Source organism: Candidatus Kuenenia sp. (assembly GCF_039794105.1).
Lineage (GTDB): Bacteria > Planctomycetota > Brocadiia > Brocadiales > Brocadiaceae > Kuenenia.
The window spans coordinates 1-14767 of sequence record NZ_JBDIWA010000032.1; the positions used below are offsets into that span (position 1 = coordinate 1).

15 protein-coding genes and 1 riboswitch are annotated in these 14767 nt (G+C 40.4%); of the genes, 6 read left to right on the forward strand and 9 right to left on the reverse strand.

Annotated elements, in window-relative coordinates:
* Positions 1–235 precede the first annotated feature (235 nt).
* The 3 genes from ABJL82_RS13205 to larC form a co-directional block, all read right to left on the reverse strand.
* On the reverse strand, positions 236–394 hold the full coding sequence (locus tag ABJL82_RS13205; RefSeq protein ID WP_347275164.1) for a hypothetical protein: 159 nt from the start codon (positions 392–394) through the stop codon (positions 236–238).
* 178 nt (positions 395–572) lie between these two features.
* Complete coding sequence (locus ABJL82_RS13210; protein ID WP_347275165.1) at positions 573–2495, reverse strand: tetratricopeptide repeat protein; 1923 nt, start codon at positions 2493–2495, stop codon at positions 573–575.
* A gap of 5 nt (positions 2496–2500) precedes the next feature.
* Entirely contained in the window at positions 2501–3703 is a 1203-nt protein-coding gene (gene larC, locus ABJL82_RS13215) for a nickel pincer cofactor biosynthesis protein LarC (protein ID WP_347275166.1), read from the reverse strand.
* A 134-nt stretch (positions 3704–3837) separates the two neighbouring features.
* Between larC and nadD the strand changes: the two genes are divergently transcribed.
* Genes nadD through ABJL82_RS13230 form a run of 3 tightly spaced genes read left to right on the forward strand, consistent with a single transcriptional unit; the run spans position 3838 to position 5407 of the window.
* Positions 3838–4455 carry a nicotinate-nucleotide adenylyltransferase gene (nadD, locus tag ABJL82_RS13220; protein WP_347275167.1) on the forward strand — a complete coding sequence of 206 codons (618 nt, stop codon included), beginning with the start codon at positions 3838–3840 and terminating at the stop codon, positions 4453–4455.
* A gap of 24 nt (positions 4456–4479) precedes the next feature.
* Positions 4480–5001 (forward strand): hypothetical protein, encoded by a 522-nt coding sequence (locus tag ABJL82_RS13225; RefSeq protein WP_347275168.1) that lies wholly within the window; start codon positions 4480–4482, stop codon positions 4999–5001.
* Positions 5002–5032: 31 nt separating this feature from the next.
* Entirely contained in the window at positions 5033–5407 is a 375-nt protein-coding gene (locus tag ABJL82_RS13230) for a DUF393 domain-containing protein (protein WP_347275169.1), read from the forward strand.
* Between the two features lie 201 nt (positions 5408–5608).
* On the opposite strand, the gene ABJL82_RS13235 is transcribed toward ABJL82_RS13230, so the two are convergent.
* From ABJL82_RS13235 to ABJL82_RS13245, 3 genes are all read right to left on the reverse strand, one after another.
* Positions 5609–6007: a hypothetical protein gene (locus tag ABJL82_RS13235; protein ID WP_347275170.1), complete on the reverse strand. Its 399-nt coding sequence runs from the start codon at positions 6005–6007 to the stop codon at positions 5609–5611.
* Between the two features lie 184 nt (positions 6008–6191).
* Complete coding sequence (locus tag ABJL82_RS13240) at positions 6192–6821, reverse strand: DUF1559 domain-containing protein (protein WP_347275171.1); 630 nt, start codon at positions 6819–6821, stop codon at positions 6192–6194.
* A 133-nt stretch (positions 6822–6954) separates the two neighbouring features.
* Positions 6955–7614: a DUF1559 domain-containing protein gene (locus tag ABJL82_RS13245; protein WP_347275172.1), complete on the reverse strand. Its 660-nt coding sequence runs from the start codon at positions 7612–7614 to the stop codon at positions 6955–6957.
* A 290-nt stretch (positions 7615–7904) separates the two neighbouring features.
* Positions 7905–7998: riboswitch (cyclic di-GMP riboswitch) on the reverse strand.
* 274 nt (positions 7999–8272) lie between these two features.
* Here ABJL82_RS13245 and amrS point away from each other — a divergent pair.
* Together amrS and ABJL82_RS13255 are read left to right on the forward strand one after the other, a co-directional pair.
* On the forward strand, positions 8273–9283 hold the full coding sequence (amrS, locus tag ABJL82_RS13250) for an AmmeMemoRadiSam system radical SAM enzyme (protein WP_347275173.1): 1011 nt from the start codon (positions 8273–8275) through the stop codon (positions 9281–9283).
* A gap of 126 nt (positions 9284–9409) precedes the next feature.
* Complete coding sequence (locus ABJL82_RS13255) at positions 9410–9865, forward strand: universal stress protein (RefSeq protein WP_347275174.1); 456 nt, start codon at positions 9410–9412, stop codon at positions 9863–9865.
* A 192-nt stretch (positions 9866–10057) separates the two neighbouring features.
* Here ABJL82_RS13255 and ABJL82_RS13260 read toward each other — a convergent pair whose 3' ends face one another.
* From ABJL82_RS13260 to pabB, 3 genes are all read right to left on the reverse strand, one after another.
* Entirely contained in the window at positions 10058–10450 is a 393-nt protein-coding gene (locus ABJL82_RS13260; RefSeq protein ID WP_347275175.1) for a hypothetical protein, read from the reverse strand.
* Positions 10451–10957: 507 nt separating this feature from the next.
* Positions 10958–11809, reverse strand: a complete 852-nt coding sequence (gene pabC / locus ABJL82_RS13265) for an aminodeoxychorismate lyase (protein ID WP_347275176.1) — start codon at positions 11807–11809, stop codon at positions 10958–10960.
* Entirely contained in the window at positions 11788–13224 is a 1437-nt protein-coding gene (gene pabB / locus ABJL82_RS13270; RefSeq protein ID WP_347275177.1) for an aminodeoxychorismate synthase component I, read from the reverse strand. The genes pabC and pabB overlap by 22 nt, the downstream gene beginning before the upstream one ends.
* A gap of 377 nt (positions 13225–13601) precedes the next feature.
* On the opposite strand from pabB, the gene xerC reads away from it, so the two are divergent.
* Positions 13602–14492: a tyrosine recombinase XerC gene (gene xerC / locus ABJL82_RS13275; RefSeq protein WP_347275178.1), complete on the forward strand. Its 891-nt coding sequence runs from the start codon at positions 13602–13604 to the stop codon at positions 14490–14492.
* Positions 14493–14767 lie beyond the last annotated feature (275 nt).

Consider the following 14767-nt stretch of genomic DNA (forward strand, 5'->3'; position numbering starts at 1 on the left):
AAACAATTCTGCTATAAGAAATGGAAGAAAATTTCCAAGAAATATTCAACCACGCAAAAAAATATTTGCTTTCCCTTATAAACCAATTTCTTAACTTAATGACATTGGGTTGCAAACCTGAACCCGCGAATGTAGTTTCCAGTGCCATTACGTTCCCAAACATGAACATGAATTTGGAAACGAGTTGTGCTTCGGTAGCTTAATAGATTACGCAGAATAGTTACTAATAATGAGTTTAAACATTTTTCATCAGCTTCTCTTTCTGTTCCTTCCATTCTTTCCCTGGCTTTGCCTGAGCCTTCATGGCTTCTAAAACCAGAAGGGTATCAAGAAGATCCTCATATTTAATCAAGGCGTTTTTTTCAAGCTTCTTTATGTCTTTTGTAGTTGCCATTTTTCCCTCCGGTAATAATGTATCATTTAAATTCCTCTAAAAAAGCGGTAAAAATAAGAAGATGAAACAAAATGCTCTTTGATTATAAAAACAATAAAATGTTAAAATCAAATTACATTCGCGACAAATAAACACACATATCCGTATGTCTGCAACACGCTATACACAAATCTCCATGCTACTGCGCTGTCTGCGTCCGTCCCTGCCTTTGTTCGATTGTATTGAGCAACGTCAGCGTGTCCTCGTGAGTTGGGTCGATAGACAATATCCTTTTGCACGTTTCCGCGGCTTTCTCATATTGTCCCTTATTCCAATATGCCGTGCTTAGATGATAATACGCTTTTACATACCGGCTGTCATATGAGATTGCTTTAAGAAATTGTTGTATCGCCTCATCGTACATACCCTTTTTTAAATATGCGGTTCCAAGGTTCGCATAGGCGTCAGGATGGTCAGGCCTGCTGGAAATCGCATTTTTAAATGACTCGATGGCTGAGTCCAGTTCTCCGGAATAAGCGTACAGTATGCCCAGATTATTATGTGCGTCGGAATACATCTGTTTGCTTTCTATGGCTCGTTTAAATTCCTCCATTGCCAGGTCAAATCTGTTTATCTTTGTATATAAAACGCCGAGGTTATTATGCACATCGGGATAATCAGGATTAAGCTGCAACGCCTTTTGGTATTCATTGTATGCTTCCTCATGCATGCCTTTTTTCCGGTACGTTATGCCAAGATTGTTATGCGCTTCCGCGTAATTTTCAAAGAGTCTCAGCGCATGGTGAAATTCGTCAATTGCCTCGTCCAGCCTGCCAGAGTCCCGGTAAAAATTCCCCAGATTATTATGCGCCTTAAAGCTGTCCGGCGACGTCTTTGCGGTATTCTCCCATAGGGCAGACTGGCTTTCCCACACTTTATTTCTGTTGAAAGTTTTTATTGAAAACAATATTACTGTGCCAATTAAAATGGCGGCAATTACATACTGTTTTCCCCAAAAAACACTCGTATGCCTGCAATGCACCATCAAACCCGCACATAGTATACAGAAACTTACCGCAGGCAGATAAAGGTATCTCTCCGCCATGATATTTTCTATGGGTATGATATTTAAAACCGGCAGCAGCGTGATAAAAAACCATACCGGTGAAAATACCAGGCGCTTATGGTAAGTAAATAATTTGCAACCAACGGCTGCAACAGAGACGATAAGAAATAATGATACCGCAACGGCAGGTTCGCGGAGGGAAAAAGAACGCGGGATAACGTAGTCTGAACAAAGCTTTACCGGAAGAAAAAGGAGTTTTATGTAATAAGCACATACCTTTGACATTGTTAGGCAATTTACACAAATACTGTTTTCCGGATATGATACGGTTGACTCCACAGGATTATGCAGGAGGACAAATCTAATTATCAGATAAAATAGCGTCACGAAGACATATCCTGAATAATAACGCAGGTTTTTTTTGCACGTTCCGGTAAAGAGCATATCGTAGAGAAAAATGAGCAACGGAAGTGTAATTGCTATTTCCTTCGAAAATATACCAAAGAAATAGCATATTAAGGAGGCGGCATAGAGGAAATACGAACGACGTGCGTTTGTTTTACAATAAAGCAGAAAAGAGGAGAGGAAGAAAGCGCATGCCAATAAATCCTCCCGAAAACAAACGGCATTTACCGTTTCGGATAAAACAGGGTGACACGCAAAAAGGAGCGCTCCGGCAAAAGCGCCCCCCGTGTGTCTGAACAAATGCAGAAGCAAAAAAAAAAGCAGCACCGCGTTTAATGAGTGCAGACAGTTGTTGGTGAAGTGATAACCGGCGGGTGCAAGCCTCCACAAGGCGTAATCAATAAAATACGTAGCCGTAACGACAGGCCTGTAGCTTAATTCTCCGGAATGTTCAAAATATTCCCTATTGAAAAGCTTGGGAAAATTGTCCCATGTTTTTATGAAGGAGTTGTTGGTAATAATAAATTCGTCATCATATACAAACTGATTTGATAACGCATTTAAATAAACAAATTGTGACAAACATACAATAATAAAAATCGGTATGATAAGATGAAAAGAGGTTCTTGTCCCTGAAATTCCCCGTATCATTTTTTTTAAAAGTGATTAAATGCATCAAGTTCTTTGTTAATAATAGAATAAACGTGTTTTAGGGGAATATGCCTTTCTTCCGCTATTCGTTTGCAATCTTCATATTCTGGAGAAATATTTTTAATATCGCCGTTAAGCGAGCCAATCTTCATCCTTATTTTCCCCAATGAGCTTTCGTATTCTTTTACCTCTCTTGATAATATGCTGCGAACCACCTTATATTTTCGTATTCCGAAGGTGGTGGTTTGATTAAACAAGACCGCCTCTACGGACAAAAGGTGTTTTTCCGGCACTATCGCGCTGATGATTATCCCCGGCCTTCCTTTTTTCATTTGCACCGTAGTAAAATGTGCGTCAACTGCCCCGGCGCTGAATAATTTATCCATTACATACCCCAGGATTTCCCCCGGCATATCGTCAATATTGGTCTCGACTACCCATACCTCATCAGACTCCTGGCGTTGCGTATCTTCGCCGATTACTATACGCAACAAATTCGGGACTTCGGGATTATCATTGCTGCCGGCGCCATACCCGATGGTAAGAACCTTCATTTCCGGCATGGTCTTAAGCCCTTCTCCCAGGGTTGTTATAATCGCCGCGCCGGTGGGGGTGGTTAATTCCTTTTCTATTGCCACGGATTTCAGTAGTTGATTTTTCAGAAGCCCGGCAGTTGCGGGGGCGGGAACCGGCAATACGCCATGTTCGCATTTTACGTATCCGCTGCCGGTGGGAACAGGCGAGAAATATAGTTTTTCAATGCCAAGCAAATGCAGGCCAATGGCAGAACCAACAATGTCAACAATTGAGTCTACAGCGCCCACTTCATGAAAATGCACATCCTCGATGGAAGTACCATGGATCTCTGCTTCAACGGTAGCAAGTCGATGAAATATTTTAACGCCATTATCCTTAATCTGCTGATGAAGCCGGCTGTTTTCAATAATCAAACGAATATCGGGAAAGGTAAGATGGTGCGTGTGGCCCGCGGTATGCGAATGTTCATGCCGTTCGGGAATATTCACATACACCTTTGTGCCGGCGATCCCGGCGCGTTTCACCTTTTCACAGGCGAGTTCATATCCATGAAGATGGAGTTTTTCCAGTTCGGTTCTTAACAAATGAATATCGAGTCCCGCATCCACGAATGCCCCGAGGATCATATCTCCGCTAACGCCGGAAAAACAATCAAAATATGCAATCTTCAATTACGTCTGCCCCTCTAAAATTATGCAATATGCTTTTATCCCAAAGAAATAATTGCTATAGTTCTGATATTTAATTTGTTATATGTTATCAAACTTTTACCATTGAAACACTGTAAATATCAAGCTAAAAACACATGATGGATATAGGCATATTTGGCGGATCATTTAATCCGATTCACATTGGGCATTTAATTGTTGCGGAAGAGGTATTTCAGCAGAGAAACTTGTCCAAAATACTATTTATCCCCACAGGCATTTCTCCGCATAAGGAATCAGGCGGTCTGATAGACTCGTTTCACCGGTATGAAATGGTAAAACAAGCAATCGGGGATAATAAGCATTTTGAGGTATCGGATATCGAGATAAAGCGTCCCGGAAAATCATACACCATTGACACGATTAAAATACTCCGGAAGACATACGGACCGGAGCATAATTTATTCCTCATCCTGGGCACAGATATGATAAATGAAATCAACACATGGAAGGATATTGAGGCGCTTTCTGACATGTGTCATTTTATCGTTGTCAACAGGTTTCCTATTACGCTGAATAGCGAAATGATAAAGAAAAGCGCTATTTGCGGCAAAAAGAAGGCAGAAATTGAAAAATTGATGGTTCGGATTCCTTCTCTGGACATATCTTCAACGGAAATAAGGAAAAAGTTAAGCAAAGGATTGAGTATAAAATATTTAGTTCCCGAGCGCGTGGAAAACTATATCAGGACACATTCACTTTATGCAAAGAGGTAAATGACAAATATGGGCTTTTTGAAAATGGCAATTTTATTTATGGTTATACTGATGCTTTCTTTCCCGGGAAGCAATGACACTTATGCACGTGAAAATATTGTAGACTATTTCTTAAACAACCCCAACGCATGGGAGGATACGAAGAGAGTCACCCATACGACTCCTTTAAAAATTGTTGTAGCGGACGGAATGGATGGGCTGGGGTTTGAACTCAAGGAAATATCCGAAGGCGACAAAGTGGCATTGGTTTTTATCGACACAAAAAAGTCTGAAACGTTTCAGCAAAGAGGTTTTTGTGATGCATCGGATAAATTGAGAAAGGGAAACAACAGGATCGTGGCCGTCATGGCAAGAAATGCCGGGGACAGAACAAGGTTTCATTATACATTTTTACTCCAGAGGAATATTAACGATGTTCCCGTCACAGTCTACAATAACGGTAATGCGATTTTGGAAAGCCTCTATGACGGAAGCTTGCCGGTGAAAGATATTTCGAATTTATCCGGCATCAGGTTATGCGAGATAGAGATTCCGGAGAAACAATGAGGATTCATAATAAAAAGTATCGACGCAGGCAATGAAGAACGTTGCGCTCATTTATGACGATAAATGTAGTTTATGCCGGGGAAGTATGAAGTGGATTGAATTGCATGCAATAAGAAAAGGCATCTTTGAATTCGTTCCGTGTCAGTCTGAGGAACGAAGACTTCGCTTTCCCTGGCTTGCAGAAGAGAGATGCATGCAATCTTTGCAATTGATATTTCCCGATGGGCAGACGTTGGAGGGAGACGCAGCAATACCGGAAATTATTAGCCGTTTAAGAGGTTACAGGATATTGAGTGTATTATTCAAACTGCCCGTTATAAAATCAGTTTTATTTGCTCTCTATCGAAAACTTGCTGATAACAGGTATGTCGTTTCACAATTTATAAAACCCCTGATCCCGGAGTAAATTACGCCCCTACGTTTTAAAAACTAAAAAATGTTCAATACTCAATGCTCAATGTAAAAGAATAAAGGCAAATGAGCAACAATTTGAGAATTGAACATTGAATCGCGGGTTCAGGTTACAAACCTGAACCCGCCGGGGTTTTTTCAAAAAACTAAACTGTTACATTTTTTCTACTATCCTGTCGTTTTTTTAATTTTCCCGTTAATGTTGAACCCGGTATTTTTCCGGGATTCCACCGCTTAAAATGGCTTCTTCGATTGCTCCGGTTTCCAGCGGAAGTATTTCATCTATTTCTTTGAGCCGTACTGCATACCACACATTTGGCCAGAGCAATCCCCCTGATTTTTTAAATTCCTTTAACCCTTCTTCGGATAATTCATTCTCCTGTACCTTATTCCACCCTTTTGTTGAATATTCGGCAAAATAGCCCTCGGTATATCCCAGGGAATTAAAATGTTCCTTTGTGCCATAAACAAATTCGACCTCATCGAGCCTGACCTTTATCCCTCTTTCATTAAGCCAAAGGATAACATCTTCCTCTATATAATTGTAAAATCTCTGTCTAGCGTCTTTTAGATGTTTTTCAGGATTAAGTATCATCGTTTCTCCTTTCTTGATAATCAAATTTAAAGTAGGGGCGAAGCATTTTCTACAAATTCTCATAAATACGTTCACACCCAAACTGGCAAATGCATCGTCCCTACTTTATAACAAAAAAGGGGCGTACTATTCAAAAAGAATATTGCATACTGTTCTTTTTTCACCTGAAAAATCAGGAAAATCGTTACGGCGCTATGTAGGTATCTGTACCATCTCCTGTACCGGAATAGATATCATCATACGTAGAACCGTTGTAATATCCGCAGGTTGTCGTGCCTTTCCATTCCACATGTCCATCTAAATATAACACATTCTGTCCCGTCTCATTATGATTGTCTGAAAGTCCGGTAGTGCTTGTTCCCTGAGCGTCTGCGGCTATGATTACGCCCGGGTCATCGTCCAGTATGTGGGTATCGTCATAGCCGTAACTGCAACTGGCAGTGGTAAATGAAGTATTTGGGGACAAAATGTCAGATACCGCCGTCAGATTCAGATTATTCGCTTCGCTCACGCTGCTATCGCTTGGGCAACGAAATATTTTTCGCTCGCTTATATATTTATTGTACAACGCGCCGAGCGATTCCATGCCTGTGCTTCCTCCGGCAGGAAATGCACCCTCCTGATCATTGGCATACATTCGAAGCGCCAGGCCAATATGCTTCAGATTTGATGCACACTGTGTTTTACGTGCGGATTCCCGCGCCTTTCCCAAAACAGGCAAGAGGATGGATGCAAGAATGCCGATAATTGCAATTACCACCAGTAATTCGATTAATGTAAAACCGGAAATGCTCCTGGGTTTTAATTTGGACATGGTAAGTATCTCATGAAGATGAAGGTGGAGATGAATTATAATGAACACGCTTCGTTGAACAGATAATAAAAAAAGGGCAATATCCCTTTTGAATATTACCCCTTTTTATATTAAAAAACATAAAATATTTAAATTACTGCATTATGGCTGTTTCTGTTCCTTTTGTTATGTTATTGCCGCCATAAGTACTACCAAAAGCATAAATATTGTCATATGAACTTGTATTATCATCATAATACCCACACGTTGTTGTGCCTTTCCATTCAACATGACCATCTAAATAAAGGACATTTTGTCCATTAGTATTATGATTATCTGAAAGATAATTCGAGGTAGACGTACCTCTGGCATCGGCCGCCAACACAACACCGGCATCATCTGATGATAAATGGTTATCGTCATATCCGTAACTACACGTACTCGCCATACAAGTACTGCTACCAACCAAACTTAAGTTGGATGTTTCAGTGACGGCGCCATCGCTTGGGCATCTAAAAATTTTCCTATCAGTTATATATTGGTTATAAAGCAATCCGAGCGAATTTAATTCCGCAACCGGTGTAGTAGTGTTAAGACTATATCCAGGAAATTGCTCACTATTGTCATTTGAATACATATTCAGCGCCAGTCCAATCTGTTTCAAATTTGAAGCGCACTGCGTCTTACGGGCAGATTCACGCGCCTTGCCCAGCACCGGCAGCAAGATGCCGGCAAGTATGCCGATAATGGCAATTACCACCAGCAACTCAATCAAGGTAAAACCTGCATTCCTCCACTTTCTAAATTTTAACATTTTTACTCTCCCATAAAAAAAAGTTATTTAAGACAACATCATCACAAAATACATCGTATCATCGTATAGACGCCTGAACGTAAAAAATATATTTATCCCTTATCTGTGTGTTAAAATTGCCTTCGCTCATGTATCTCAATCTGTTTTTTACCTCCTTTATTCAAAAAAAAAAGACCCAAAACCATAGTAATGCAAAGGCTTGGGTCTTTATTATCATGCAAGTTCACCAAATGCGCTTTGTTAAGATTTCCCGAAAATTCTCATACTTCTAACAAAGCGCGAACGGCATATTTGGTAACCTGGCAATCTTCCCGTATGCATAACTTACGCTGAAGACCCATGGCTTTGCGTCCCAACCTCGCGATTGGTTTGCCTTTTTCAAACGATGAAATATTCGGCGGTACTATACCACAAACAAAATAAATGTCAATTATTATTTATCTTGAATTAGGTTGGGTTTTAAAAGACGAAAGCCCAACCTAATTTAATTTTATATTCATATCATTACAGTAATTTTGTTATACTTTATGCAAAGTGAGTGGAAAGCAGCAGCTTCTTTTGTTATCGGAATAAAGAAAAAACTTTACAGTTTATTTTTTTTGAAAAATAAACAAAGAGTCGTTCATTCCTTATAAAAAGTACGGGAGGTTGATATAACATGCGTGAAGCAATGTTTTATGAAAAACTCGGCGATTGTAAGGTAAAATGCCACCTTTGTAATCATACCTGTGTGATTACTGATGGCAAAAGAGGCATTTGCCATGTCAGGCAAAACTTCGGGGGGACGTTATATTCTCTCGTGTATGGAAAACTTATTTCAGAAAATATAGACCCGATAGAAAAAAAACCACTCTTTCACTTCTATCCAGGGTCAGCTTCTTACTCTGTTGCAACGGCCGGGTGTAACTTCAGATGCCTTAATTGCCAAAATTATGAAATATCACAACTCCCCAAAGATTCAGACAAGATACCCGGCAAAGAAGTACCGCCGGAAAAGATTGTTGAAGACGCCCTGGAGTATAACTGTAAAAGCATTGCCTACACCTATACAGAACCCACTATCTTTTTTGAATATGCCTATGAAATTGCAAAATTGGCCTCTTCAAGGTCAATTTTGAACGTGTTCGTAACGAATGGATACACGACATATGAGGCTTTGTCAACAATACAGCCCTGTCTTCATGCGGCAAATATCGATTTGAAAGGTTTTTCCGACGAAACGTATAAAAGGATTTGCGGGGCAAGACTTGAACCTGTACTGAATTGTATCCGTGCTTATAAAGAATTGGGCATCTGGATAGAAATAACCACCCTTGTCATTCCCGGAATTAATGACTCCGATTCGGAATTAAAACAGATTGCCGGATTTATCAGGAGTGTCGGACCCGAAATCCCCTGGCATGTTAGTCGTTTTTATCCAAGATACCGGTTGCCCGATACACCGCCTACTCCGGTTGAAACATTAAGAAAGGCGCGTACAATTGGTTTGGAGGCGGGACTGCGCTACGTTTACGAAGGCAATGTCCCCGGCGAAGGGGGAGAAAATACGTATTGCTATCAATGCAATAAAATACTCATAAAAAGATATGGCTATCAAATCCTTGAAAATAATATTACCAATTCAAAGTGTTCAAAATGTGGTGCGGTTATTGACGGTATTGGCATGTGATGTTTTACGCAAAAAATCCCTGACGGCAATACGGTATATGCCTTAAATAGTGAATATATTTTATTTTATAAAAATGTTACTCATTTTTTGTGCTTCTTATTTTTTTCAAACAGAACAGGAGATTGTATGATAAAGTTCAAAAAAATATTATGTCCTGTAGACCATTCCGAATGTTCTTACCTTGCTTTAAAATATGCAGCCTCTCTGGCATTAAAAGATGAAGCGAAGTTGTATATTATGCATGTAATTGATACCCGTGCATATGATACGGAAATATACAAATTTAGCCCGTACAACCTTGACGAAGCAACGATGTCAAAAATCCATGCCGATCTGTTAAAAAGTGCTCCGGAGGGTACTACAGATTTGTTAGAAGTAGAAACAATTGTTGAAAAGGGGATACCTTTTAACGAAATTGTCAATGCAGGAGAAAAACTGGGGGTAGATATTATTGTGATTGGTACACACGGCAGGAGCGGCCTCGCACAAGTTATGATGGGGAGTGTGGCGGAAAAGGTTGTGCGAAAGGCGTCATGCCCTGTGCTTACCGTAAGAATCCCTCCCTCCGCCAACATTGTCTGAAAAAGCATGCACACTGCTCCGGGATTCAGAGAATAAAAAAAACCATTGCAGCACATGAACATGAATACGTTCTTTGCTGCAATGGTTTTTTAAAAATGAGTCCTTTGAAATGGAAGATTTACCGCCGCTGCTTAACGCTGTTAAACCATTTCCTTCCGGTTTTGGCGACGCATGCAAATGCCCGGATAATACTTATACAGAATATCTTCCGGTATGCCTGTCATGTAATTCGCTGATTTTGGATTTATTCCAATTGGATACACGGCTGTAATATCCCACAATTCTTGTTATCCCATAGAGGCGCGTGGTATTCCCTGTTTCGAGCGAATCTATTACATAGTCTAAATCTTGTCTGATAACCGCATCGATACTGATAGAATATGCGCATTCCGCCCTGTGGTTGATAATCTTTATCGAGTGTTCTTCTGGCGAATTGCCTTCTATATCACCGTCTATTTCCAGAAAGTCATGCCCTTCAATTGCCTTATCAAAGGCACTCAGTTTTTCTTCTATTATTAATTGTACCTCTTCTACATCGCACATAACATGCTTTGCTTCAGGTATTTCTAATACTGCTGTAGTCATTTATCCCTCTTTCTTTTGTATATAGCCAGAATTTTTCGTTTTCCAATCATGCCAATACATTTAAACGAACTTATTCCCCCCATTCCCCAAAGTAACAAACTTCCTGTTTTATCCGCTACACCTCCTCTCATTTGAAGATTCCTGAAATAAAAATACGGCACAACCCTTTTATATTGCATACCGAATCTTTCTGCCGTCATATTGCACAGGCAGATAGATGGATAGTTATACAAGAAAAAAAGGCTTTGTCAAGCAAAAACACAATACATTGTATTGTGCTTTCGGTATTGTACAATATATTGAAAAAATTAAGCTTTTTTTTAACAGGGACTTACGATTTTTTTTAAGATTTCAGAAAAATCAATTTATTATGACGGTTAAACCGGCATTTTGTGCGGTCAACTCAACAGACAGGAAGAAATAACAAAAAACAACTGCGGAAAATTGTCGTAACTGCAATTGATAGAACAATTAAGGTGCTAAAAGGTTGTTTTGCCGTGGTTGTCTTCAGTGGGTCAGCATTTTATATTTCGCCGAAAGTAATCCGGTGATTTTCCCGGGAAACGCGTCTCCTAAGGCATTTCCGGTTATTGATGAAACAGGCATAATCTCCATAAGAGAGTTTGTGATAAAGACTTCATCTGCCGTGGCTATTTCATGAAGACCAAAGAGTTTTTCTGTTAACGGAATGTCGCTTTCCTTGCACAAATCAATAACAACTCCCCTGGTAATTCCAGACAAAATATTTGCGTCGTGGGACGGAGTAAAGACTGCCTGGTCTTTGACACAAAAAACATTGCTGACGGAACATTCCGCCACGTTGCCTTCTGTGGTTAAAATCAGTGCATCATGCGCCCCCGCTTCCAATGCCTCTTTTTTGATGAGATAAGGTGTTAAATAATTGAGTGTTTTATGCCTGGAAATTGGGCAACTGGCGCTTTTTCGTGTCTGAGAAACAATGAGTTTTACCCCCGTTTTATACAATAGCTCCGGATAAGGGGCCAAGGGTTTTGTATGAATTACAAAAGTAGGGTCGGTCTCGCGCACGGGGATAAATCCATTGGCATTATAACCGCGGGAGAGTGTTAAGCGTATATACGCATCGGATAAATGATTTTTTGCAAGAAGCTGACCGATAATATGCCTTATTTGATCGCAGGTATATCGGAAAGGTATGCAAAGAAATTGCGCCGAATCTGAAAGGCGGGCTATGTGATCTTCCAGCTTAAAGGGGTTTTTATTATACGCCCTGACGGTCTCAAATAGACCATCACCGTAAAGAAAACCCCGGTCAAAGGTGCTGAGAACCCCTTTCGTCGCGTCAACTATTGTATCGTTTAAGAAGATAGCGTCAGGCATGGGTTAAGTGATTCAATCAATGCTTTGGCCTTATGCAATGTTTCTTCATATTCATCTTCTGCGTCAGAGTCTGCAACAATGCCGCTGCCAACCTGGAAATACACGGTTTCCCCTTTCATAATAAAGGTACGTATTGCAATATTAAGGTCTAAATTTCCATTAAACCCAATATACCCTATCGAGCCTGTATATACACTTCTCTGGCAGGGTTCAAGATCATCAATAATTTGCATTGCGCGGATCTTAGGGGCTCCGGTAATAGATCCCCCGGGAAAAGTCGCCCTGAGCAGATCGATTATGTCGTATCTCTCGTGCAATTCTCCTATTACCGTTGATACCAGATGATGGACCGTAGGATATGTTTCCAAAGCTTTTTCCTCTATGACCTTAATAGATCCGTAATTGCAGACCCGTCCGAGGTCATTCCGTTCAAGGTCTGTTATCATGGTAAGCTCCGCATTGTCTTTTTGGCTGGACAGCAAGGCTTGTTTCATCTCTTCGTCTTCCAATGCGTTCTTACCTCTTGGCCTTGTGCCTTTTATCGGACGTGTTTGTACCTGACGATTAGAAACACGAAGAAACCTTTCCGGAGAGGAGCTGATTATAGAAACGTCATCAAAGCCAAGATAACATGCAAACGGAGCAGGGTTGATTTTGCGCAATCTTTTGTATAATTCATACGCAGGCATGTCTATATGCGCCTCAATCCTTTGTGATAAGTTTACCTGATACACATCTCCTGCCGAAATATACTTTTTTATTTGCCGGATGGCTTTCATATAGGCGTCTTTCGTAAAGTTAGACCTTAATTCCGTATCAACAGCCCTGTCCGTATCCCGGTCATTAAACATTCCTCCGGATTCTTCAGATTTTCCGCACAATATTTCCGTTATCTGCCCTATCCTGTCATTCAATGTATTATCCATTCCAAAGTCAACTCCCACCACAAAGCACTTTTCCAGAAGATTGTCATAGGAGATAATAATATCGTAAAACCCCATGTATATATCAGGCAATTCAAGGTCATCCACGGCATTGTTGGGCAATTTCTCTATATAATGACATAGGTCATACCCAAAATATCCCACAGCCCCACCCTGAAAAGGCAGGGAGTCACTGGTATTTTCCAAAGAAAACCGGTTCAATATTTTTCGAAGATATTCAAATGGATTTCCCTCGCATTCCTGACTTCCGTCTTTGTCTTTTATACGTATTTTATTGTGTTTCGTTTTTATTGTTAAAAACGGGCTAAAACCAAGGAAGGAATACCTTGAAATCTCACCGTTAGGCAGTGCGCTGTCGAGAAAGAAAACATTTGGGTTCTTTAAAAACCGGCAAAACGCTTCCAGGGGAGCGCACGCCTCCTTCATCTCAAAGGCAGTAACTTTGCCAGTAACGCATGTATCCAACTTCATGATAATTATCCTTGAACCTCATGGTAATTTTTTTGCAGCCGTTACAGAATACGGGTGACAGCGCGGCGTTTCCCGGAAAGGCAATTCTAGGGGCGCTGGAAATTTTTGTCAAGGCAATTCACAGACATAATACGCTGCAACTTTTGCCCTTGTTATTCAATTCTGACTTTGCTAACATCGCCGCTATCTCTAACAAGTATTTATACGTAATTTTTTGTAACACTTTAGTTTTTTGAAAAATTCCAATAATCGCAGTGTAGGGGCAAAGCATTTGCTGTATATTGTCATAAATGCATTCATACCCAAACGGAGAAATGCTTCGCCCCCTACTTTTTCAAAAAACTAAAGTGTTACAATTTTTTTAAGCAAAAATGAAAATGTCGCCATCAAACGAGAACATACAAGGATTTATCGACAGATATCTTGCCTATATTGAAAATGACAGGAACTATTCACCGCAAACACTGCGGGCTTACCGAAACGATCTTGGCCAATATCTTTCATTTCTTAAAGGTGAGGGGTGTACAGACCTTGCCGGTGTTACCCGCCTGCAATTGCGGAAGTATCTTGCTTTTTTAAAAAAACAGAATCCTTCCAAAACTACTGTAGCAAGAAAACTGGCCTCCATACGTTCTCTGTACAAATTTTTATGTCAACACGGAATTTTAGAATATAATCCGGTCGAACAGATTAAGACTCCAAAGACGGATAAAAAACTTCCCGGTTTTATGAGCATTAACGATACGGAGATACTCCTGAATCAGCCAGACACTGGCAATTTACCGGGACTGCGCGACAAAGCAATCATGGAAACCCTGTACAGCACTGGGATGAGGGTTAGTGAACTCGTGGGAATTAACATTGCAGACGTAGACTTTCATAGCGGAATAGTAAAGGTGTGCGGCAAGGGGAGGAAAGAACGCATACTCCCGATGGGGAATCATGCTTTAAATGCAATACAATCGTATTTGGAGAAAAGAAAGGCGGATAACGAGGCATTGTTTTTAAATAAATTTCACGGACGTCTTACAGAACGTAGTGTTGCAAGAATGATCGAAAAGTACATGAAAAAAGCCGCCATGCACCTTCACGTTTCCCCTCATACTTTCCGGCACAGCTTTGCCACCCATCTGCTGGATAACGGCGCAGACTTGCGGGCGGTACAGGAATTTTTAGGGCACAGCAGCCTCTCCACAACACAAATTTACACCCATGTAACCACGGAACGCCTGAAACAGGTGTATGATAAAACCCATCCAAGGGCATAAATATAATGTATATACTCAATCAGACTGAAACCACTGGCTTCGGTTTGATTGAGTATAATCCCAATCTGAGCACAATTAAAAGGGCATAGAAGGTAATGAATGAGCACGTCAGAAACCCGTGATTCCAGTCTGATTGAGTATAGTACCTTTAGTTGTGAAATCCGAAACACGAAATACGAAAGATGCACTTGTTTAGAATTTCAAATCATTTTGTCATTAGAATTTGTTTCGGATTTCGTATTTCGTGTTTCGGATTTTTATCTCTCGCTATGCTA